This window comes from Pseudomonas sp. 2FG (assembly GCF_005502935.1).
GTDB lineage: Bacteria > Pseudomonadota > Gammaproteobacteria > Pseudomonadales > Pseudomonadaceae > Aquipseudomonas.
This window is the reverse complement of the sequence record NZ_SCMP01000010.1, coordinates 154,313-175,652: the sequence shown is the minus strand read 5'-3', so window position 1 is coordinate 175,652 and position 21,340 is coordinate 154,313. Positions and strand designations below refer to the sequence as shown.

General features: G+C 65.2%; 18 protein-coding genes, 1 tRNA gene and 1 pseudogene. 13 read left to right on the top strand and 7 right to left on the bottom strand.

Annotated features, from left to right (window positions below; genetic code table 11):
* Positions 1-40: 40 nt before the first annotated feature.
* The 9 genes and pseudogenes from FFS13_RS12430 (at position 41) to FFS13_RS12395 (ending at position 10,260) form a co-directional block, all read left to right on the top strand.
* Positions 41-116, top strand: a tRNA-Phe gene (locus tag FFS13_RS12430).
* Between the two features lie 208 nt (positions 117-324).
* A pseudogene (locus FFS13_RS12425) lies at positions 325-1,514 on the top strand (tyrosine-type recombinase/integrase).
* A 768-nt stretch (positions 1,515-2,282) separates the two neighbouring features.
* Positions 2,283-2,423, top strand: a complete 141-nt coding sequence (locus FFS13_RS19780) for a hypothetical protein (protein WP_171006478.1) — start codon at positions 2,283-2,285, stop codon at positions 2,421-2,423.
* Positions 2,424-3,084: 661 nt separating this feature from the next.
* Complete coding sequence (locus FFS13_RS12420) at positions 3,085-4,932, top strand: multicopper oxidase family protein (RefSeq protein ID WP_171006477.1); 1,848 nt, start codon at positions 3,085-3,087, stop codon at positions 4,930-4,932.
* Between the two features lie 40 nt (positions 4,933-4,972).
* Entirely contained in the window at positions 4,973-5,590 is a 618-nt protein-coding gene (locus tag FFS13_RS12415) for an SCO family protein (protein ID WP_137819400.1), read from the top strand.
* Positions 5,591-5,844: 254 nt separating this feature from the next.
* The gene (locus tag FFS13_RS12410; protein WP_137819399.1) at positions 5,845-6,888 is read left to right on the top strand and encodes a low specificity L-threonine aldolase; all 1,044 of its coding nucleotides are present in this window, start codon (positions 5,845-5,847) and stop codon (positions 6,886-6,888) included.
* 282 nt (positions 6,889-7,170) lie between these two features.
* Complete coding sequence (locus FFS13_RS12405) at positions 7,171-8,628, top strand: multicopper oxidase domain-containing protein (protein ID WP_137819398.1); 1,458 nt, start codon at positions 7,171-7,173, stop codon at positions 8,626-8,628.
* A 328-nt stretch (positions 8,629-8,956) separates the two neighbouring features.
* Entirely contained in the window at positions 8,957-9,739 is a 783-nt protein-coding gene (locus FFS13_RS12400) for an N-acyl homoserine lactonase family protein (RefSeq protein WP_137819397.1), read from the top strand.
* Positions 9,740-9,966: 227 nt separating this feature from the next.
* Entirely contained in the window at positions 9,967-10,260 is a 294-nt protein-coding gene (locus FFS13_RS12395) for a hypothetical protein (protein ID WP_137819396.1), read from the top strand.
* 52 nt (positions 10,261-10,312) lie between these two features.
* Here the strand turns inward: FFS13_RS12395 and FFS13_RS20120 are convergent, their stop codons facing one another.
* Positions 10,313-10,477, bottom strand: coding sequence for a DUF5666 domain-containing protein (locus FFS13_RS20120; protein WP_256657885.1), 165 nt, complete (start codon positions 10,475-10,477; stop codon positions 10,313-10,315).
* On the bottom strand, positions 10,435-10,821 hold the full coding sequence (locus FFS13_RS12390) for a cytochrome c (protein WP_256657883.1): 387 nt from the start codon (positions 10,819-10,821) through the stop codon (positions 10,435-10,437). Before FFS13_RS12390 ends, FFS13_RS20120 begins: the two co-directional genes overlap by 43 nt.
* A 156-nt stretch (positions 10,822-10,977) precedes the next feature.
* Between FFS13_RS12390 and FFS13_RS12385 the strand changes: the two genes are divergently transcribed.
* Both FFS13_RS12385 and fusA read left to right on the top strand, forming a co-directional pair.
* A complete protein-coding gene (locus FFS13_RS12385) occupies positions 10,978-11,517 on the top strand; it encodes a hypothetical protein (protein WP_137819395.1) in 540 nt (179 codons plus the stop codon).
* Between the two features lie 375 nt (positions 11,518-11,892).
* Complete coding sequence (gene fusA / locus FFS13_RS12380; RefSeq protein ID WP_137819394.1) at positions 11,893-13,938, top strand: elongation factor G; 2,046 nt, start codon at positions 11,893-11,895, stop codon at positions 13,936-13,938.
* Between the two features lie 89 nt (positions 13,939-14,027).
* Here the strand turns inward: fusA and gstA are convergent, their stop codons facing one another.
* Together gstA and gbcB are read right to left on the bottom strand one after the other, a co-directional pair.
* Positions 14,028-14,636, bottom strand: coding sequence for a glutathione transferase GstA (gstA, locus tag FFS13_RS12375; RefSeq protein ID WP_137819393.1), 609 nt, complete (start codon positions 14,634-14,636; stop codon positions 14,028-14,030).
* 163 nt (positions 14,637-14,799) lie between these two features.
* A complete protein-coding gene (gene gbcB, locus FFS13_RS12370) occupies positions 14,800-15,900 on the bottom strand; it encodes a glycine-betaine demethylase subunit GbcB (protein ID WP_137819392.1) in 1,101 nt (366 codons plus the stop codon).
* A gap of 391 nt (positions 15,901-16,291) precedes the next feature.
* On the opposite strand from gbcB, the gene gbcA reads away from it, so the two are divergent.
* Positions 16,292-17,584 (top strand): glycine-betaine demethylase subunit GbcA, encoded by a 1,293-nt coding sequence (gbcA, locus tag FFS13_RS12365; protein ID WP_137819391.1) that lies wholly within the window; start codon positions 16,292-16,294, stop codon positions 17,582-17,584.
* A 369-nt stretch (positions 17,585-17,953) separates the two neighbouring features.
* On the opposite strand, the gene FFS13_RS12360 is transcribed toward gbcA, so the two are convergent.
* From FFS13_RS12360 to FFS13_RS12350, 3 genes are read right to left on the bottom strand one after another with little or no spacing between them, the layout of a single operon-like run.
* A complete protein-coding gene (locus FFS13_RS12360; RefSeq protein ID WP_137819390.1) occupies positions 17,954-19,078 on the bottom strand; it encodes an ABC transporter permease in 1,125 nt (374 codons plus the stop codon).
* On the bottom strand, positions 19,075-20,028 hold the full coding sequence (locus FFS13_RS12355) for an ABC transporter ATP-binding protein (protein ID WP_218568616.1): 954 nt from the start codon (positions 20,026-20,028) through the stop codon (positions 19,075-19,077). Before FFS13_RS12355 ends, FFS13_RS12360 begins: the two co-directional genes overlap by 4 nt.
* Positions 20,015-20,989 (bottom strand): HlyD family secretion protein, encoded by a 975-nt coding sequence (locus FFS13_RS12350; RefSeq protein WP_137819389.1) that lies wholly within the window; start codon positions 20,987-20,989, stop codon positions 20,015-20,017. The genes FFS13_RS12355 and FFS13_RS12350 overlap by 14 nt, the downstream gene beginning before the upstream one ends.
* Positions 20,990-21,124: 135 nt before the next feature.
* Here FFS13_RS12350 and FFS13_RS12345 point away from each other — a divergent pair, with 135 nt between their 5' ends.
* On the top strand, positions 21,125-21,316 hold the full coding sequence (locus tag FFS13_RS12345) for a hypothetical protein (protein ID WP_137819388.1): 192 nt from the start codon (positions 21,125-21,127) through the stop codon (positions 21,314-21,316).
* The last annotated feature ends 24 nt before the right edge of the window (positions 21,317-21,340 follow it).

The window sequence follows — 21,340 nt, the reverse complement described above, 5'->3', positions numbered from 1 at the left end:
TGACAGGCATAAGCCAAATCCGTCTAATAGCGCCCCGTTGGCCCAGGTAGCTCAGTCGGTAGAGCAGGGGATTGAAAATCCCCGTGTCGGCGGTTCGATTCCGTCCCTGGGCACCATCATTCGTTTTCAGGTGATGTCAAAACCACCCGAAAGCCCACAAGAAACCCGCCTAGTGCGGGTTTTTTGTTGCCTATGGTTATCCATCCTTCCCTTGCAAGCCCAAAGGTTTAGGGACATCTTTAGGGGCATCGCCGGTTCGGTCATCTCCGATGACCCTACGAAGGTGCCGCATGCCACGCAAAGTCACGCCTCTGAGATTCCGCCATCAAGGCAGCCAAACTCAAGGAAAAGCCCTACAAGCTGACTGACGGCCTTGGGCTGTACCTGGATATAAAGCCGAGCGGCTCCAAGCTGTGGCGCTTCAAGTACCGATTTGCCGGCCAAGAGAAAACCCCACTGTCCGTTGGCGCCTACCCCGACCTTTCCTTGGTCAAGGCTCGCCAGCGCCGCACAGAAGCACGCGAGCAACTAGCCGACGGCATAGACTCTGGCGAGCAGAAAAAGCCGCCAAGCCAGCGCAGAAGGTCACGGGACTTACTTTCGAAACCCTGGCGCGGGAGTGGTTCGCCTACAACGCGCCACGCTGGGCAGAAAGCACCCGCTACAAAGCCAAGCTGTATTTGGAAAACGACCTAATACCCGGCATCGGCGCGCGCCCGGTAAAAGCCATCACCCGCCCCGAGCTGGTGGACTTAGTACGCAAGGTGGAAGCTCGCGGCACGCTGAATGCAGCCGGTAAAATTCGCCAATGGCTACACCAGATATTCCGCTTCGGCTTAGCCAGCGGCGTAGTGGACACCAACCCGGCCACCGACCTAAACGTGGTGGCCGCACCAGCCAAGGCCGCCAAGCATCACCCGCACGTCACCCTTGCCGAACTACCCGAGCTGCTGGGCAAGTGCGATGCCGCCAACATCAACGCCCTGACCCGGTATGCCATTCGCCTGCTGGTGCTGACAGCGGTTCGCCCTGGTGAGCTGCGCGCCGCGCCCTGGTCCGAGTTCGACCTTGCCGGCGCTACCTGGACAATACCGAAAGAACGCATGAAAGCCCGCCGCCCGCATGTGGTGCCGTTGCCGCGCCAGGCCGTGGCTATCCTGACCACCCTGGAGGAAATCAGCGGGGGCTATCCGCTGCTGTTCCCCGGCCAGCAGAAGGCCGACCGGCCAATGAGTGAAAACACCATCAACAAGGCGCTGCGCCTGATGGGTTACGAAAGCCGCCAGACCGGACACGGGTTCCGGCACCTGCTGAGCACCGAACTCAACGGCCGCGGCTATAACCGCGACTGGATCGAGCGCCAGTTGGCCCACGGCGACAACGACGAAATCCGCGCCACCTACAACCACGCCGCCTACCTGGAGCAGCGCCGGGAGATGATGCAATCGTGGGCGGACTCAATCGACGCCCTGTGCGCTGGCGCCAACGTGGTGAGCATCAAGCGCAAGGCTTAACAGTTTTGGCTGGCCTAGCCCGACGGGGCGAAAAGCAGGCACCCACCTGCCTGGCCAGCCGATCTATTCAGGATGGGAGCGCTGGGGAGGCGTAAGGATGGGAAAAAAAGGGGTTCAGCATACAAGTTCACGGCTTAGGCGCCTGGCGCTTTGGGGTTCCAACCATCCTCGCACAGAGGATCACAGACGATGACGCAGAACGATTAGGTCGCCCCCTTCACGCGCTGGAAATGAGCACAACGGAACCTGCTGGCGTGTACGGCATCGAACAGCGAAACAGGCCTATGCCGTGATGCGGCGACCGATATTGGCTGGCTACTGCAATCGCTAGGTGAACTGTCCGCGAAGCTGGCCGACAACAGCCGAGCCATTAACGACCGCAAGGGGCGCAAGCAAGGGGGCGCGCAATGAGTGCCCCCATCGAAAGCCTCGACTTTGACCGTGGCTTTATTGGCTACAGCGTCCGCGTGTACTGCCCGAGCTCTGACCACTACCTAAGCTTCCCTGTCGGGTTTATCGGCGGCCTAGCCCTTGAACTGGCACACATGCTGCGCGCCGATCTACCTGGCGAGACTGTCTCAGTGGCGCGTCACGGTTGCTTTAGTGGCGAGCGGGCCGAAGCTGAACACATCCACCGACCGCATCAAGCAGCGGGTAATCGAGGCGCGGGAGGCTGAGCAACCCGGCTTAGCGTTCCTGCGCGGCCTTGGCTTATACGGCGGCTCGCCAACCGAGCACCAGCAAGCCAAACCGAGGGCTTAACCCACCATGAATAACCAAACCTGCAAATTGGCGGGAGCAAACCCGGCTTGCCCAAATTCCGCTCAGCGCTACCTGTTCACCCTGGCCCCGGCTGGTGCTGATCTGGTGTTGCTGATCGCTATCGAGGTGCTGCTATGGATTGCGTGAGTCTGTTTGCCGGGCGCCTGGGGCTATCGAGTGCGACCGAAGCGGCACCAGCACGGCGCCTGAGCAGGACTGGCCGGGTCAGCTGCTCTCACGACCCCGCGCAGATGAATCCGCACCGGAGTGCCGGCCATGGCTCACAGGCCTAACAGTCGCTATCAATGCGCCACAACGATCTATTAAAACCCTGACAAGACAGCTACTTGCCTACAGATTAAAGACCGTACTTGAACTTCACTTAGCGTAGGCACCTGTTAGCAACACATCTCAGTCCCACAGAGGAGAATGTTTTGCAGAGCGCTGTGTTGCACGGGAAAGGGTGTTACGCCCTGTGCCGAGGCCAACACAGCGACGGAGAAAATCATGGACAGAGAGCAACTCACTCACATGATGGAGCCTCCACCAAGCAGCGCTTTCTCAACCCATCGGCGTGTCCTCTCCCGGCAACTCCATACCGACCGCTTGTTCGCTGTGCTCAACGCCCAGAACCACTTACGGCTGAGCGCTGATAAGCGCAAGCGCGTCAGCGGCGTTCGGCTGTGGGGCGTTATCCCACTGCCCGACGACCGAACTCTTGGTTCGAACACGGAGCCGACGCCTCGCCGTCATGCCAAGTGCCGGGTCGCAGTCAGCGAGGAGCAAGCCGCCTGAGAGAGGAACCGCCATGAAAACTACCGACTCGAGACAGCGGAAAGCGCGGCTGCCGCCCCCGCAAGACTCGGCCGCTGTCGAGGCCCGCCGCACATTCCTCAAGCTCGGCGCTGCCGCAATGCTGACGCCGCTACTGCTGAACGGCCGTAGCGCCGGCGCCGATGATGATCCAAAGCCCCCGGTATTCCCCCCGAGCCCGCCCACCCTGCCGTGGCGGGAGGAACTACCGACCCAGATCACGCCACTCCAAGCGGTCGCGGCCCTGAGCCCGAGCCCCAGCGTGGCGGCTAATACTGCGAACGGCGAAGCCGGGCGTGCGCCGCACCAACGCTATAACGAGCTAATTAACGCGCTCGGCAGGGCACCGCTCTTGTACGAGCTGAAGGCCAAGGAAAACCCCGATTGGGTCTTCAATCCGGCCTATCCGCCGCAGCGCATCTGGGGTTACGAAGGCACTACGCCCGGTGCGACCACTCCGGGCCCGACGCTCTTCGCGCGCTATGGCCGGCCGATCCTCTGCCGCATACGCAACCAACTGCCGCAGAATCACACGGGGTTCGGCACGCCCGAGATCTCCACCCACCTGCACAACTTGCATACGCCGTCGGAGAGCGATGGCTTCCCGGGCGACTACTACAGTGCGAACAAGGCCGGCCCGACCCTGACCGCGCCAGGGCACTTCAAAGACCACTTCTACCCCAACATCTATGCCGGCTACGACCAGCTGCAAAACCATATCGGCGATCCGAACGAGGCCCTGGGTACGCTCTGGTATCACGACCACACCCTGGACTTCACCGCACCGAACCTTTACCGCGGCTTGTTCGGCTTCTACTTTATTTTCGACCCGCTCGACTCGGGCGACGAACGTGACCCGACCCCCGGCGCCCTGCGCCTGCCGAGCCATCCCTACGACTACCCGCTGGGCTTTGCCGATCGACGCTTCGATGCCAACGGCAAGCTGTTCTTCGACCAGGTCAACCCCGATGGGGTGCTCGGCGACAAGGTGATAGTCAACGGCAAGATCGAGCCGCTGCTCAGGGTGGCGGCGCGCAAGTACCGTTTCCGCCTGCTCGATGCCGGGCCCAGCCGTTTCTATGGCCTGTCCCTGGTGACCCCGAGCAATGTGCGGCAGACCTTCACCTACATCGCCAACGACGGCAACCTGTTGCCGGCCCCGCTGCTGAACCAGACCCTGGTCAGCTTTGGCGTGGCGGAGCGCGCCGACATAGTGGTGGACTTTTCCCGCTACCCGATCGGTACCGAACTCTACCTGATCAACCGGCGCCGTCAGGACAGCACCCGCGGACCCGATGGAACCGGAATCGCGAGTAATGGCCCACGCATCCTCAAGTTCATCGTCGACCGCAACCCGCCGGAGCAGGACCTGAGCCAGGTACCGGCTGCGCTGCGCCCGCTGCCGCCACTCAATCTCGCCGAAATCGCCGCCGCGCCAGTGCGCCGCTGGGATTTCGACCACGACCGCGGGGTGTGGGTGATTAACGGCAAGCTGGTCAACGTGAAAGTCCCCCGCGCCCTGATCCCCCAAGGCGCCGCCGAGGTCTGGGAGCTGAAAAATGACGATGACGGCTGGCAACACCCGATCCACATCCACTTCGAGGAGGGGCGCATCCTCAGCAAGACCAGGGAGGGGAAAAACGTGGCGGTGCCGTTGCACGAGCAGGGCCGCAAGGACGTCTTCCTGCTCGGCGAGAATGAGACCCTGCGGGTGTTCTTGCGCTTCCGCGACTTCCTCGGCAAGTACCCCATGCACTGCCACAACCTGATCCACGAGGACCACGCGATGATGCTGCGCTGGGACATCGTCGAGCAAAGCGGCAACCAGGGCCCCGGCGGCTAAGTGAGGCGGCAGCAAGGCTCACAGGCCAGGAGGATTGCAGATGAACACTCGCAGAAATCTCTTAGTCGGCATGGGCGCGACCGCGCTCGGCTTGCTTGCCTGGCGCGCCGACACCTTAGAAGCTGAAGCCGCCCGCCGCGACAGGACGGGCACCAGCTATTTCCCGAACCTGAGGCTCTATACCCACGAAGGCAAGGCGGTGCGGTTCTACGATGACCTGATCCGCGGCAAGGTGGTCGCCATCAACATGATGTATACCTCCTGCACAGGGATTTGCCCAACCACGACGGCGAACCTGCGGCTGGTGCAGAAGCTGTTGGGCGCACGCGCAGGCCGCGACGTGTTCATGTACTCGATCAGCCTGCAGCCCGAGGTCGATACGCCGCAGATCCTCAAGGCCTACGTCGAACAGCATCACGTTGGCCCGGGCTGGTGGTTCTTGACCGGCGCGCCGGCCGACATCGAGCAACTGCGCTTTAGCCTCGGCTTCTACAGTCCCGACCCGCTGGTCGACGGCAATAAGGCGAACCATTCCGGCATGCTGCGCATCGGTAACGATGCCTACCAGCGCTGGACCATGGCACCCGCGCTGGCTGACCCCGAGCAGATTCTGGCCACTATCAATCATGTGGACAGCGCCGTCGTGCATACGGGTTAGAGCGACACGGCGCCGCTGCTAGGCCAAGGAGCGCGGTCTGGAGTGCTGTGCAACAACGCTGCCGTCAGCGACCAGGCGAGCGCGTTTCCCCAAGCCATGTTCCCGCTTGCGCGGCCAGAGTCAGTCGTGGCCACGCGTGAAAGCCCCAATCTCGATAACCCAAAGCCCCTGCAAAAAACCCGAGCAGACAACCGCCCCGGCGCGAAACAATCCCGCTAAAGTGAGCCAAACAGCCGCCGACAGGAACGCGCCAGATGACCGACAACACGCAGCAATTCGCCAGCGACAACTACTCCGGCATCTGCCCGGAAGCCTGGGCCGCCATGGCGCAAGCCAACCAGGGCCACGAACGGGCCTACGGCGACGACCAGTGGACCGCCCGCGCCGCCGATCACTTTCGCCGCCTGTTCGAAACCGACTGTGAGGTGTTCTTCGCCTTCAACGGCACCGCCGCCAACTCGCTGGCGCTGTCGGCGCTGTGCCAGAGCTACCACAGCGTCATCTGCTCCGAGACCGCCCACGTCGAGACCGACGAATGCGGCGCCCCGGAGTTCTTCTCCAATGGCTCCAAACTGCTCACCGCGCGCACCGAGAACGGCAAGCTGACGCCTGCGGCGATCCGCGAGATCGCCCTCAAGCGTCAGGACATCCACTACCCCAAGCCGCGGGTAGTCACCCTCACCCAGGCCACCGAGGTCGGCAGCGTCTACCGCCCGGACGAGATCCGCGCCATCAGCGCCACCTGCCGCGAACTCGGCCTCAACCTGCACATGGACGGCGCGCGCTTCTCCAACGCCTGTGCCTTCCTCGGCGTAGCGCCGGCAGAGCTGACCTGGAAAGCCGGCGTCGACGTGCTCTGCTTCGGCGGCACCAAGAACGGCATGGCCGTCGGCGACGCCATCCTGTTCTTCAACAAGGACCTGGCCGAAGACTTCGACTACCGCTGCAAACAGGCCGGCCAGCTGGCCTCGAAGATGCGCTTCCTCTCCGCCCCCTGGGTCGGCCTGCTGCAGGACGACGCCTGGCTGTATTACGCCAACCACGCCAACCACTGCGCGCGCCTGCTCGCCGAGCTGGTCAGCGACATCCCCGGCGTCAGCCTGATGTTCCCGGTCGAGGCCAACGGCGTGTTCCTGCAACTGTCGGAACCCGCGATCGAGGCCCTGCGCGAGCGCGGCTGGCGCTTCTACACCTTCATCGGTGCCGGCGGCGCGCGCTTTATGTGTTCGTGGGATACCGCAGAAGAGCGCGTGCGGGAGTTGGCCAAGGATATTCGCCAGGTGATGGCGGCGGCTTGACCCCCCGCCCCGCCCCTCGCCAGCCGAGCGCGCGCCAACCGGTGCGGCGCCATGCCCAGCGCCCGCCGCAGCGAGCCCAGGGCCCCGGCATGCGCGCGCATGCCGGCGGCTGTTCGGCGCAGGCCCGAGCGAGAGCAGAGCCGACTACTGCGCGGCCGGATAAAAGTCCGCACGGCTTGACCCAGATCAATGTCGGGCTTGGACCAGGCGCCTAGGGTTGAACTCAACCGCTTGGCGCTTGACGCTCGCACGGTCACTTCGTGCGAGCCAGGAGGACAGTTTATGACTCTCTCTCGCCCACTCGCGGGTCTCGTCTATGCGCTCGCCGCCGCACTGCTGCTCGCCGGCTGCGAGCAAGGCCCAGCGCCGCCGGCCGACCCCTACGACCAGCGCCGGATGGACCTCCAGCCCGCCCCGGCGAAACTCGGCGGCGAGCGTCATGCCGGCGCCTTCGCCGTGGGCGACGCCCTCAGCCTGGGCGCCGTGCTCGAGCCGCTGGACCCGGCGCCGGTGAAGACGGTGCGGCTCGACGCCACTCACAAGCTCATCGAGATCGCCCCCGGCGTGACCTTCAGCGCCTGGACCTTCGGCGATCAGGTGCCGGGCCCGACGATCCGCGCGCGCGTCGGCGACAAGCTCAGATTCAGCATGACCAACCGCAGCGACGAGCCGCTGCCCGCCGCGCAAGTCGCGGCGGCGCCGATGATGCACTCGATGGACTTCCACGCCGCCATGGTCTCGCCGCAGGACAAGTACCGTTCGATCGCCCCGGGGCAGACCATCGAGTTCGAGTTCAGCCTCAACTATCCGGGGATCTTCATGTACCACTGCGGCACGCCGATGATCCTCGAGCACATCGCCTCGGGCATGTACGGCGCGCTGATCGTCGAGCCGCGCGCCGGCTATCCCACCCAGGCGGACCGCGAGTACGTGATAGTGCAAAGCGAGTTCTACGCCAAGCCGGACCCCGGCCAGCGTGAGGTGGATGGCGCGCCGCTCTACGTGCTGGACGGCGAGCGGCTGCGCGCCGCCCAGCCGACCCACACGGTGTTCAACGGGATGCACAACGGCATGCTAAGGCAGCCGCTGGTGGCGAAACCCGGCGAGCGCGTGCGCCTCTACGTGCTCAACGTCGGCCCGAGCAGGACCTCGAGCTTCCACGTCGTCGGCACGATCTTCGATCGGGTCTGGCTCGAGGGCAATCCGGACAACCAGTTGCGCGGCATGCAAACGGTATTGCTCGGCTCATCCAACAGCGCCACGGTGGAGTTCATGATCCCCGAAGCCGGCTCTTACATTCTGGTCGACCACCACTTCGCCAATGCCGCGCAGGGCGCCATCGGGCTCATCTCCACGGACGCCAAGTTCGCGACCAAGGACCTCGAACATCACAACCTGCCCGCCTCGGCCGCCCCGAGCGACCCGGAGGCCGTGCAGGGCAAGCTCGACTTCGAGAGCAAGTGCCTCGCCTGCCACTCGGTCGGCGGCGGCCGCAAACTCGGGCCCGACCTCGCCGGCGTGACCACGCGGCGCAGCGACGCCTGGCTGGCGCGCTGGCTCAAGGCGCCGGAGCAAATGCTCGAAACCGATTCGGACGCCAAGGCCATGCTGAAGGAATACGGCAACCTGCCGATGCCGAACCAGAACCTGAGCGAGGTGCAGATCCAGCAGTACCTCGAGTACTTCCATTGGCTCGACGCACAGCCCGCGGGCAGCGCGCAAACCGCACCGGGACACTGACCGGCGTGGCGGCGGCGCGGGCTTTATCTGTTCGGGGCTACCGCAGCAGAGCGCGTGCGGCTATTCGCCAGCTGATGACCGCCGGCTAAGGCCCAATCCAGCGGCACTCAATTTAGAGATACCCAATCCAGCTGCCGCTCGTATCGCAGCGGCAGCTGTCGACCCAGCCTGCGCCCGAACCACGCCGACCTATACTTTATCTTTGCATTGCCCGCCTGACGGGAGCGCAACCACAGCGGACTAACGCCAGCCGGCGTCGTTCGCCACTGCAATCTGCAGCCGCTGAAGCCAGCAGCTTCGGTAGGCTCCGTGTCGCGAGGAGTTCCGCATGTCTCGTGCTCTCAAGCTCTGGCCCCTACTGACCGGCACCCACAGGTATGAGAAGAGCGTGTCCACCCGCGGGCGCGGCCAGGGGCAGTTCATTCAAGCGCCGATCCTCGCCTACCTGATCGAGACAACCAACGGCCGCATTCTCTACGACGTCGGCTGCGACTACCGCAAGGTGGCCGATCCCGGCTTGAGTAAACGCTACTTCGAGCCGATGCGCCCCCAGTTCGATGCACCCAGCATGCATGAAGAACAACGCATACCCCGCTACCTGGGGCAACTGGGGCTGACGCCCGCGGATATCGATGTGGTGTTCATCGGCCACCTGCACTTCGACCACGCCGGCGGCATCTGCGACCTGCCGGGCTGCGAGGTGCACCTGCACGCCGACGAACTGGCGGCCGCGCGCACCGGTCTGGATGAGGGGGTGTTTGCCGACGAACTGAGCAATGCCGACCAATGGCGCCTGCAGACCGGCGAGTACACGGTCGCCCCGGGTGTGCATGCCATCGCCAGCCCCGGCCACACGGCCGGGCACATGTCGCTGTTTATCGAGCTGCCGAAAGGCCGGCCGGTGATCCTCTGCGGCGACGCCGCCGACCTCAGCGAGAATCTGACCGAGGAAATCGCCCCCGGTTACTGCTGGCAAGACAATGAAGCGCTGGCCCTCGCCAGCATCCGCAAACTCAACACCCTGGCGCGCGACGAAGACGCGCAGCTCTGGCCCAACCACGATATGGCCTTCTACCAAAGCCTGCCGCGCTTCCCGCTGTGGCGGGATTGAGGCCGCGCCGGCATCCTGGCTGTCGAGCGGCACAGCGAATAGCCGCGTGAACTGCCGGCCGGCGCCGTGGTCTCCATGCAGTCCGCGATTCTGGCGGCGACCACCAGGCAGCGCGTCCCTGCCGGCCGACGTCCGCGAGCGCATAGCGCTCATGCTCGACGAAGGCCGCAGGGTCGATAACCGCACAATCTGATCGTTAACGGCCTGAATCAGGCTACGGAGCAAGCATGCAAAAAATCGCGACTTTCCTGTTGATCGGCGCCAGCGCCCTTGCCCTGGCGGGCTGCTTCGGGCAAACGTCCGAAGTCGACCAGTCGGTCCTCTGCACCTACAGCACCGATGCGCAAGCCGAGCGCTGCAAGGACGGGCAACTGGCCTGGTTCAAGCCTGAGCAATGGAGCAACGAGCAACTGCCGCTCAGTGTGGCGGCGGCCTATTGCGACTTTAACCACCAGGTCATGTACAACAAGGCCGGCGTCATCTGCGTGTTCACCAATAAACGCATGAACCTGGTCAAATAACCACCGGCTCATAGCGCAGTTTGGGGCCCGTTTACCGGCCTGCGCCACGCATTCAGCGCGGCCGGATGCGCTCGGCGATCACCGCGCCGCCCGACCCCAGGCGGCCGCGCACCTCCACGTAGTCGCCCACCCCGGGGGACTTGTCGAGCCGGGTCTCGGCGTTGACGCCGAGGCTCAGCGAATCCAGCTTCCAGCCCGCGCGCCCTGGTTGATCCATGCGACGATCAAGGCGATGTCCGCGTCGTTCAGATAGGGCGGCCCGTCGTAAGGCATGCGCGGCAGCGCATCGCCGCGAATGCGCCGCACCAGCTCGCTGGCCTCGGCAAAACCCGGCACCACCTCCACCCGCTCGGCGCTGGAGAGGATCGCCTGGTATGAGCTCAGCTCATAACCCTCCGGCGCCGCCCCCATCAGCCCAGAGGCCGAATGGCACTTGCTGCAACGCAACGCGAAGATCGGCGCGACATCCGCGTAAGTCACCTCGTCGGCCTGAACGCTCACGGCAGCGGCGAGCAGCATGGACAGTTGGATGACCAGCACTCGGCAAAGGGGCTGTTTCATGACGACATGGGCCTCTGGCGATCAGGGCGGGGCGGCTTTGCCAATGGCTATGCTTAAGGGCAGAAGCATCCGGCCGGGGCAAACGCTACTGTTTGATTAAAGACCAAGCGCCCTGCTCCCTGAGTTCTGCCAGTCGTTTGTGCAAAGAGGAACAGCATGAGGAGCCACGAGACAAAACTACCTGCGATGCTGGAAGCGCTTCACGCGGACGGACCGCATCCCGGGCTGGCCGGCAAACTCAAGCTGTTCGGCCAATTCGTCGGCAGTTGGGATGTCGAGGTCATCAATTACCTGTCCGATGGCAGTCGCCGCGTCATGGAGGCCGAGTGGCATTTCGGCTGGGTGCTGGAAGGGCGCGCGATTGAGGATGTCTGGATCGCCCCGCGCCGGGGCATGCGCCGGCAGTCCGGCGATGAGTTGGGCGACTATGGCGCGACGCTGCGCTTCTTCGACCTGGAGCTCGGCGCCTGGCGCTCGACCTGGATCGGCCCCTGCAAAGGCTACGTGAAGCCCTTTATCGCCCGGCCGGTGGGTAACGAGATCGTCCTGGAGGGCGCCTTCATGCCGGGGAGCGTGTCGCGCTGGATCTTCTCCGAGATCACCCCGGACTCGTTCCACTGGCGGCATGTGGAGTCGCGCGATGACTGGACGACCCAGGTGCTGCACCAGGAAATGAACGCCCGCCGCCGCTTCTGATCGTCGAGCCGGCGCCGCGGGGTTGCCTGGCACTTACCCCCGAACTCGGTGGACCAAGCTGTGGATAAGCTGTACAGCCCCCGCTCCAGGCCACGCCTGGCAAGGGTTGCGAGCTTCTGAGTGTTTTCTGAACAATTTCAGTAGCTTAACTTTCAGGTTGGACACAGAAGCTGTGCAGCGAAGCGTATACAAGCTGTGGATAGGTGGCTGCAGCCGCCGCCAGCCGCGGGCCTCGGCCTTCTGGTTGAATTTTGCTCAAGGGGATCTTGATCCTTCCCGCGCTCTGCGTGGGCATGTAGCCCAGGACGCTCCGCGTCTACCAACAGCCCTCCGGTGCCTGCCTATACTGCAAACACTCAGCGCGCGGAGGTCGTCATGGCGAACTACTCGGTCGAAAACATTCGCACTGTTGCCCTGGTCGGCCACGGCGACAGCGGCAAGACGACCCTGGCCGAGGCGCTGCTCCAGCGCAGCGGCGCAATCCCCGTGGCGGGCACGCTGGAGCGTGGCGACACGGTCTGCGACTTCGACCCGCTGGAGCGCGAATACCGCCACTCACTGTCGGCCTCGTTGGTGCATTTCAGCCACGCCGGCGCCGAGATCAACCTGATCGACAGCCCCGGCTTCCCCGACTTCATCGGCCATGCGCTGCCCGCGTTGGCGGCGGTGGAAACCGCGCTGGTGGTGGTCAACGCGCAGACCGGCATCGAACTGACCACCCAACGGATGATGCACGCGACGCGCGAGCGCGGGCTGTGCCGGATCCTGGTGGTGAACAAGATCGATGCCGAGCGGATCGACCTGCCGGCGCTGGTCGCCGACCTGCGCGAGATGTTCGGCAAGGAGGTGCTGCCGCTCAACCTGCCCAGCGCTGGCGGCAACCGGGTGGTCGACTGCTTCTTCAACCCGGCCGGCGAGGCGGACTTCTCGTCGGTGGCCGAGGCGCACCAGGCGCTGGTGGACCAGGTGGTCGAGGTCGACGAAGAGCTGATGGCGCGCTACCTGGAGCAGGGCGAGATCAGCCCGGAGGAGCTGCACGCCCCCTTCGAGCGGGCGCTGCGCGAGGGCCATCTGATTCCGCTGTGCTTCGTCTCGGGGCGCAGCGGCGCCGGCGTGAGCGAGCTGCTCGAGATCCTGGCGCGGCTCGCGCCCAATCCCCTCGAAGGCAACCCGCCGCTGTTCTTCAAGGGCGAAGGCGCCGCGGCGAAGCCCTTTCGCTCCGTGCCCGACCCGGAGCGCCATGTACTGGCCCATGTGTTCAAGGTGGTGATGGACCCGTTCGTCGGCAAACTCGGCGTGTTCCGCGTGCACCAGGGCACGCTGCAGCGCGACATGCAGCTGTTCATCGGCGATGGCAAGAAGCCGTTCAAGGTCGGCCACCTGCTGCGCCTGCAGGGCAAGCGCTATGACGAGGTGACGCGGCTGATTCCCGGCGACTTCGGCGCCGTGAGCAAGGTCGACGAGATCGAGTTCGACGCCGTGCTGCACGACTCCCATGACGAGGACAGTATCCACCTCAAGCCGCTCGCCTTCCCCGCCCCGATGCAGGGGCTGGCCATCGAGGCCAAGCGGCGCGGCGACGAGCAGCGGATCTCCGAAGTGCTGCACCGGCTGTTGGCCGAAGACCCCTGCGTGAAGCTCGATTACCACCCGACCACCCAGGAGACGGTGCTGCGCGGCATGGGCGAGCTGCACCTGCGCTACCTGCTCGATCGCCTGGCCGGCACCTACAAGCTCGAGGTGCAGACCCAGCCGCCGCGCGTGCCCTACCGCGAAACCATCACCCAGGCGGCCGAGGGCCATAGCCGGCACAAGAAGCAGACCGGCGGCGCCGGCCAGTTCGGCGAAGTCTTCCTGCGCGTCGAGCCGCTGCCGCGCGGCAGCGGCTTCGAGTTCGTCGACGCGGTGAAGGGCGGCGTGATCCCGGGGCAGTTCATCCCCTCGGTGGAAAAAGGCGTGCGCTCGATGCTGGCCACCGGGCCCCTGGCCGGCTATCCGGTCGAGGATGTGAAGGTGACGGTCCACGACGGCAAGAGCCACTCGGTCGACTCCAAGGACATCGCCTTCCAGGCGGCCGGGCGCAAGGCCATGCTGGACGCCCTGCGCGCGGCGGGCTGCATAGTGCTGGAGCCGATCGTCGCCATCGAGATCACCACCCCCGAAGCCAAGCTCGGCGACATCACCACCGACCTGATCGGCCGCCGCGGCCAGGTGGCCGGCACCGAGACCCTGTCGCAGAGCATGGCGCTGATCCGCGGCCAGGTGCCGTTGGCCGAACTGGACGGCTATGGCGGCCGGCTCAAGTCCATCACCGCCGGTCAGGGGGCCTACAGCCTGGTGCTGAGCCACTACAGCGCCGTGCCGCAGGAGGTGCAACAGCGCCTGGCGGCCGGTTATAAAGCCGTGCAGGAGGAGGATTGAGTCGCCACCGGGGGCCAAGCCCAGGGTCTTTACAAAAGTGCTCTAGCCCCAGCCCTTGCAGTGCGCTGGGGCCAGACCGTTGGGCCGGCTCAGCCCAGCAAGCCTTCGGTCTTCATGGCTTTCTGCACCGCCGGCCGGGCGGCTATCCGTTGCAGGTAGCCTTGCAGTTCCTCGGTGTTCGGCAGCTCGAGCTGGAGATACGGCGCCCATCCCGCCAGGACGAACAGGTAGGCATCCGCGGCGGTGAAGCTGGCGCCGGTCAGGTACGGCTGGCCGCGCAACTGCGTGGAGATCCAGCTGAATTTCTTTTGCAGGCGGCTGGCGAAGAGCGCCTTGCTCGCCGCGTCGAAGCTCGGGTTGAACAGCGGCGCAAAGGCTTGGTGCACCTCCGAGTTGAGGTAGCTCTGCCACTCCATCACCCGATAGCGCGCCAGGCTCCCGGCGGCCGGCATCAGCTCGGTATTGCCGGCCTTGTCGCTGATGTACTGGGTGATGACCGGGCCCTCGGTGAGCCGCTCACCGTTGTCCAGTTCCAACGTCGGCACGTAACCTTTGGGGTTGATGCCGTAGTAGTCGGCACCGGTCTCGGTCTTGTGCGTAGCGAGGTCGACCCGCTCCAGGCTGAAGGGCAAGCCGGATTCATGCAGGACGATATGGGGGGCGAGCGAGCAGGCACCGGGTGAGTAGTAAAGTTTCATGGCTAGGGCTCCGCAGGGATGAGTGACAGTCCGCAGAGCGGGCTGAGCGCGAGCGCCACCGGAACCTTCGCAGCAGCGCCCGCGCGTGACTCATTCAGCGTAGATCAGCCCTGCGCCAGGCTGTGTGCCCCTCGTCGCCCCGCCAGGCGCAAGCACCGACGCCTCAGTACTCGATGCTGACATCGCCCTTGGGCACGCTGCAGCAGGAGAGGATGTAACCCTCGGCGACATCTTCGTCGGTGATCCCGCCGTTGTGCTCCATCTCCACCTCGCCGGCGGTTTTCAGCACCTTGCAGGTGCCGCAGATGCCCATGCCGCAGGCTTTGGGGATATGCAGGCCAAGCTTGGCGGCGGCGGCATGCACCGTCTCGCCGGGCGCCACGCGGATGCTTTTGCCGGTAGTGGTGAACTCCACTTGCAGCAGATCGGCGGCATCCACCTCCGGTGCCTCGGCGGCCTGTTCGGCGTGCTCGAGGGCATCGGCGCGCGCCTCCGGTGGGGTCGCACCGAAAGACTCTTCGTGGTAGCGCCGCATGTCGAAACCGTTGGCTTCCAGCAGGCGCTTGACCGCGTGCATGTAGGGCGTCGGGCCGCAGCAGAAGACTTCCCGTTCCATAAAGTCCGGGGCGATCAGCTCGAGCATCTTCTGGTTGAGATAGCCGCGGTAACCCGACCAGGTTTCACCTATGTCGTACTTCTCGCAGATCAGGTGCAGTTTGAAGTTGTTGATCCGCGAGGCCATGTGGCGGAGCTCGCGATGGTAGATGATGTCGCGCGGCGCCCGGGCGCTGTGGACGAAGACCATGTCGACATTGCCGTTGGTGTCGAAGAACCAGCGCGCCATCGACATCACCGGCGTGATCCCTACCCCGCCGCTGAGGTAGAGCACTTTGTCGTTCGAGAAATCCATGGCATTGAACAGCCCGACCGGGCCATGCACCGCCAGCTCGTCGCCCTCTTTCAGGTTGTCGTGCAGCCAGTTGGAGACCTTGCCGCCCGGCACTCGCTTGATGGTCAGGGAGAAGCTGTAGGGCACCGAGGGCGAACTGGAGATGGTGTAGGAGCGCATGATCGGCTGGCCGTCGATCTCCAGCTCCAGGGTGACGAACTGCCCCGGCTTGAAGAAGAACATGATCGGCTGGTCGGCCATGAAACAGAAGGTGCGCACATCCCAGGTTTCCTGGATCACCTTGACGCAACGCACCAGATGGCGGCCGTTGGCCCAGGTCCGGGTGTTGACAGGATTAAGGAAGGTGTTGGACATGGTTTGCTCCCGCGCCATTTTTAGAGTGCCGCTGCGCCAACGATAGCTCAAGACGCAGTGGGCAAGCGCCCGCCAGCAGAAACGCTGATTCAGGCTGATGGAACGGATTGTGGGCAAGGCAATAAGTGGCCACTTACCTATCAGCGACATCCACATGCTTATCGCGACCAGCCCCTAACCACCGGGGCTGGCGCGTCGGAAACGGATGCGAGCATGTCGCCCATAGGTAAGGCTCCGAACACGCCCGACCCCACACTTCAATCCAATCGAGCCGTAGCCCGGAGTATCCGCCAGCGGCCGAATCAGAGCGCGACCACAGCGCCTTGCGTGCACACCGTAACCGCCACTTTTTCGCTGGCCGCCCGCCGCGACCAGCCATGAGGACTTACCGATGGATGTCACCACTACCCTGAGTTTGGGCGATCCGCTGGAACCAGCACGCAAGGCCACCGCCGAAATGCTGCAGACCCGCGAACGCACCTATTCGCTGCCGCAACCCTTCTACTGCGACGAGCGGCTGTTCGATATCGACCTGCAGGAGATCTTCCAGAAGGAATGGCTGATCGCCGGCATGACCTGCGAGATCCCGACCAAGGGCAACTACCTGACCCTGCAGATCGGCAAGAACCCGATCATCGTCATCCGCGGTGCCGAAGGCGTGGTGCACGCCTTCCATAACGTCTGCCGCCATCGCGGCTCGCGCCTGTGCACCAGCGAGAAGGGCAAGGTCGCCAAGCTGGTGTGCAACTACCACCAATGGACCTACGAGCTGGACGGCCGCCTGCTGTTCGCCGGCAGCGAGATGGGCGCCGACTTCGACATGAAGCAGTACGGCCTCAAGCCGGTGCAGGTGAAGACCGCGGGCGGCTACATTTTCATCTCCCTGGCGGAGAAGCCGCCGGCCATCGACGAATTCCTCGCCACCCTGGCCCATTACATGGAGCCCTACGACATGGAGAACACCAAGGTGGCAGTGCAAACCACCTTGATGGAGAAGGCCAACTGGAAACTGGTGCTGGAGAACAACCGCGAGTGCTACCACTGCAGCGGCTCGCACCCGGAATTGCTGAAGACCCTGCTGGAGTGGGACGACACCAACGACCCGCGGGCCACCCAGGAGTTCAAGGACCACGTGGCCGCCAACGCCGCCGCCTGGGAAGCCGAGAAGATCCCCTACCTGCATGCCGGCTTCGGCCTGCGCAACCGCATCGTGCGCATGCCGCTGCTCAAGGGCACGGTGTCCATGACCATGGACGGCCAGCAAGGCTGCAAGAAGCTCATGGGCCGGATCAAGAACCCCGACCTCGGCTCGATGCGCATCCTGCACCTGCCGCACTCGTGGAACCACTGCATGGGCGACCACCTGATCAACTTCACCGTGTGGCCGATCAGCGCCCAGGAGACCATGGTCACCACCAAGTGGCTGGTGCACAAGGACGCGGTCGAGGGCGTGGATTACGACGTGGCCCGCCTGCGCGAGGTCTGGGACGCGACCAACGACCAGGATCGCCGCCTGGCCGAAGAGAACCAGCGCGGCATCAACTCCACCGCCTACCAGCCCGGCCCCTACTCGGAGACCTACGAGTTCGGCGTGGTCAACTTTATCGACTGGTACAGCGAGCGCCTGCTGAGCAACCTCGGCGCGGCGCCGGCGCCCTATCTGCACGGCATCAAGAGCCAGTAAGGCGACCCGAAAGTGCCCCGCAGCAGAAGGTGCGGGGCTTCGTTTTTCCAGTTCCCTTTCAGGAGCCCCGCCATGTCGACTGTGAACCTGTGTTTCGTCATCGCGCTGGCGGGCTATGGGCTATATGCCTGCTTGCGGCATGAGCCGTAGGGCGGACTCAGGAGCGTAGCGAACAGTCCGCCGTTCGAAACGGCGTACTGCTTCGCGAGTACGCCCTACGCGCTGCTCGCGATCGCGATCAGAGCTCGCTCCTACATTAATTCCCGGGCGTAGGGCGGACTCAGGAGCGTAGCGAACAGTCCGCCGTTCGAAATGGCGTACTGCTTCGCGAGTACGCCCTACGCGCTCCTACATTCTCAGGGCGCCCGCTCAATCCAGGCGCTTATGCACGCGGGTCACCGCGATGCTGAACATCAGCACAGTAAACAGCCCCAGCGCCGCCACCTCGATCCACAGTTCGCCGAGCCCGGCGCCGCGCAGCATGATGCCGCGCGCCAGCCGCAGGTAATGGGTCAAGGGCAGCAGCTCGGCCAGTTGCTGGGCGAGCCTGGGCATGCCGGCGAAGGGGAACATGAAGCCGGACAGCAGGATCTGCGGCAGGAAGGTGAAGAACGCCATCTGCATGGCCTGAAACTGGGTCTTCGCCAGGGTCGAGAGAAATACCCCAAGCCCCAGGCTGGCGACTATGAACAGCAGCGTCGCCAGGTACAGCTCGCCCAGCGAGCCGCGCACCGGCACCGCGAACAGCGCCTTGCCGAGCAGCAGCACCAGGCTCATCTGCACCAGGCCGATGGCGATGAAGGGCAGCACCTTGCCGATGGTCAGCTCCCAGGGCGACAGCGGCGTGGCGATCAGCATCTCCAGGTTGCCGCGCTCGCGCTCACGCACCAGGGTGATGGCGGTGAACATCACCAGGGTCATGGTCAGGATCACCCCGATCAGCCCCGGCACCGTGTTCAGTGCCGCCACCCGCTCCGGATTGTAGAAATTCACCACCTCGACCCCCACCGCCTGGCTCCAGTTCGGCAGCGGGTAATTCGCCAGTTGGCGGGCCGCGGCCTGCACCGTCTGATCCGAGCCATCCACCAGCAGCTGTAACGGCCGGCGCTCCTGCAGCAGCCCACTCTGCGACGGGCGGCCCTGGCGCTGCGTCGGCCCGCGCTCCAGGCGCGCCTCGAAATCCGCCGGCACCACCAGCGCCACGCTGATCCGCCCCTGGCGCAGCAGCTGGTCGATCTGCTGCGGGCTCGAGAGCCGGTAGCGCAGGTCGAGCACCCGGCTGGAGGCGAGCTCGGCGATCACTTCGCGCGAGCGCGCGCTGTTGGCTTGGTCCAGCACCGCCGCATCCAGCCCGCGCACGTCCATATTGATGGCGTAGCCGAACAGCACCAGCTGGATGATCGGGATGCCGGCGATCATGGCGAACGTCAGCCGATCGCGGCGCAGCTGGCGCAACTCCTTGCGCACTATGGCGAGGATCCGCCGCAGGTTCATCCGCCCTCCCGCCCGGGTGGCGCCGGGCGCTGGGTGACGGCGACGAAGACGTCCTCCAGATTCGGTTCGGTCTCCACCACCCGCGCCTGCAGGCCCTGCTCCTGCAAGCGCCGGGTGATCAGTTCGCGGCCGTCGGCGGCGCCGCTGAGCACCCGCAGGCTGGCGCCGATCTGCGCCTGGGCGAGCACGCCCGGCGTGCCCCTAAGGGCGAGCTGCGCCTGACGGGGCTGGCTGCACTCGACCAGGAAGGGCCGCCCGGGCAACTGCGCCATCAGCTCACGCGGGCTGCCGTCGGCCACCAACCGGCCGCCGTCGAGGATGCCCAGGCGCGTGCAGCGCTCGGCCTCGTCCATGTAATGGGTGGACACCAGCAGCGTGGTGCCGGCGTCGGCCAGCTCAAACAGCGAATCCCAGAACTCCCGGCGCGACTGCGGGTCGACCGCGCTGGTCGGCTCGTCGAGCAGCAACAGATCCGGCTGGTGCAGCACCGCCGCGGCCAGGGCCAGGCGCTGCCGCTGGCCGCCACTGAGGGTGCCGGCCAACTGCCGGGTCAGCTCGCCGAGCCAATAGCGCTCCAGCAACTCCTCGATGCGCTGGCGGCTGGCGGCCTTCGACAGGCCGTGGACGCTGGCGAGGAATTGCAGGTTCTCGCCGACGCTGAGGTCGTCATAGAGCGAGAACTTCTGCGTCATGTAGCCGATGCGCCGCTTCAACGCCTCGGCATCGCGGGGGATCTGGCAGCCCAGCACCTCGATCTCGCCGGCGCTGGGCCGCAGCAGGCCGCAGAGCATGCGGATGCTGGTGGACTTGCCGCTGCCATTCGGGCCGAGAAAGCCGAACACCTCGGCACGCTGGACCTTGAGGTCGAGGCGATCGACCGCGGTCAGCGCTCCGAAGCGTTTGCTCAGCCCGCGCGCCAGGATCACCGGCGCCGGCTCAGGGGCGTTCATCGACTATCCGCTCGGCGCTCAGCGGCAGACCTGCCGGCAGCTGCCGCGCCGCCTCGCCCTCCAGCAGCAACTCGGCGCGGTAGACCAGGCGGCTGGCGTCATCACCGGTCAGGGCGAAGTACGGGGTGAAACTAGCTTCGCTGCTGATGCTGCGCACCCTGGCGGCGAAGGGCTCGGCGCTGCCCTCGACCCTCACCCGCAGCGACTCGCCGATGTGCAAGGCGCTGCGCTGGGAGGCCGGCACGAACACCCGCGCATAGGGCGCCTCGCCCACCAGCAGACTGACCAGGGTGGCGCCTTGCGGCGGCTGGTCGCCGGGCTTGAACGGCAAGGAGTCGACCCGCCCGGCACGCGGCGCGCGCAGGCTCAGGTGCTGGCGCCCGACCTGCAGTTGCGCCAGGTTGCCTTGGGCGGCCGCCAGTGCTGCAGCCGCCTGCTCGAGCTGTTCCACCCGGCTGCCGCTCCTCAGCTCGCGCAGTAGGGCGGCGACATTGGCCTGCTGCGCGCGCGCCTGGTCGCGGTTGGCGCGGGCCTTATCCAACTCGGCGATAGCCAGCAGACCGCGCTGGTAGAGCTTTTCGCTACGATCGAAGTCCTGTTCGGCGACGGTCTGGGAGGCACGCCGACCGAGCAGGAGCGCCGCGACCGCCTCGCGGGCCTCCGGCCTGGGGCCATTGCTCAGCTCGCGCAGCCGCGCCTGCGCCTGCGCGACCTCGCCCTGGGCCTGGGCGATGCGCGCGTCCTGGCGGCGCGGGTCGAGCTCCAGCAACAGCTGACCGGCCTGCACCCGCTCGCCCTCGACGGTATGCCAGGCGAGGATGGTTTCCGAGGCTTCGGCCGGCAGGCTGACCCGGTCCCACTCCAGGGTGCCGAGCAGGGTCGGGCTGCCCTCGCGCTCGCAACCGGAAACGGCGATCAGCAGCAACCATAAAGGGAGGAGCCACCCACGCTCTGCACGCACGCTCAAACCTCGTTGAGTTGGTTATGAACAAGCGTAGGCCATGCGCCGGCAGCACCGGCAGCACCCATACTGAGCATAAAGCGGTAGAGGGCCGGCGCCGGGGCGGCCGGCCAAGCAGAGAGGTGGAATAACGCCATGCGGCACACGCCTCAGGATCCGACCCGCGACTGGTGCCTGCTGCGCCTGGACGATAACGGCAATGAGTTTGTCGTCAGCCGCGGCCACAGCCAGGAAGAGGCGCTAAGCCTGGCCCAGGCCTACCAGGCGCGCGGGCACAAGCAGCTGTACTGGGCCCAGCAAGGCCCCGGTGTGCCGTCTCAAAAATGACGGTCAGCACACAGGGCCTTAGCT

Bases quoted from the DNA above. Each gene is read 5' to 3' on its own strand.
- FFS13_RS19780 (WP_171006478.1), top strand. From the start codon at position 2,283: ATGAATAACCAAACCTGCAAATTGGCGGGAGCAAACCCGGCTTGCCCA.
- FFS13_RS12420 (WP_171006477.1), top strand. From the start codon at position 3,085: ATGAAAACTACCGACTCGAGACAGCGGAAAGCGCGGCTGCCGCCCCCG.
- FFS13_RS12415 (WP_137819400.1), top strand. From the start codon at position 4,973: ATGAACACTCGCAGAAATCTCTTAGTCGGCATGGGCGCGACCGCGCTC.
- FFS13_RS12410 (WP_137819399.1), top strand. From the start codon at position 5,845: ATGACCGACAACACGCAGCAATTCGCCAGCGACAACTACTCCGGCATC.
- FFS13_RS12405 (WP_137819398.1), top strand. From the start codon at position 7,171: ATGACTCTCTCTCGCCCACTCGCGGGTCTCGTCTATGCGCTCGCCGCC.
- FFS13_RS12400 (WP_137819397.1), top strand. From the start codon at position 8,957: ATGTCTCGTGCTCTCAAGCTCTGGCCCCTACTGACCGGCACCCACAGG.
- FFS13_RS12395 (WP_137819396.1), top strand. From the start codon at position 9,967: ATGCAAAAAATCGCGACTTTCCTGTTGATCGGCGCCAGCGCCCTTGCC.
- FFS13_RS20120 (WP_256657885.1), bottom strand. From the start codon at position 10,477: ATGGATCAACCAGGGCGCGCGGGCTGGAAGCTGGATTCGCTGAGCCTC.
- FFS13_RS12390 (WP_256657883.1), bottom strand. From the start codon at position 10,821: ATGAAACAGCCCCTTTGCCGAGTGCTGGTCATCCAACTGTCCATGCTG.
- FFS13_RS12385 (WP_137819395.1), top strand. From the start codon at position 10,978: ATGAGGAGCCACGAGACAAAACTACCTGCGATGCTGGAAGCGCTTCAC.
- fusA (WP_137819394.1), top strand. From the start codon at position 11,893: ATGGCGAACTACTCGGTCGAAAACATTCGCACTGTTGCCCTGGTCGGC.
- gstA (WP_137819393.1), bottom strand. From the start codon at position 14,636: ATGAAACTTTACTACTCACCCGGTGCCTGCTCGCTCGCCCCCCATATC.
- gbcB (WP_137819392.1), bottom strand. From the start codon at position 15,900: ATGTCCAACACCTTCCTTAATCCTGTCAACACCCGGACCTGGGCCAAC.
- gbcA (WP_137819391.1), top strand. From the start codon at position 16,292: ATGGATGTCACCACTACCCTGAGTTTGGGCGATCCGCTGGAACCAGCA.
- FFS13_RS12360 (WP_137819390.1), bottom strand. From the start codon at position 19,078: ATGAACCTGCGGCGGATCCTCGCCATAGTGCGCAAGGAGTTGCGCCAG.
- FFS13_RS12355 (WP_218568616.1), bottom strand. From the start codon at position 20,028: ATGAACGCCCCTGAGCCGGCGCCGGTGATCCTGGCGCGCGGGCTGAGC.
- FFS13_RS12345 (WP_137819388.1), top strand. From the start codon at position 21,125: ATGCGGCACACGCCTCAGGATCCGACCCGCGACTGGTGCCTGCTGCGC.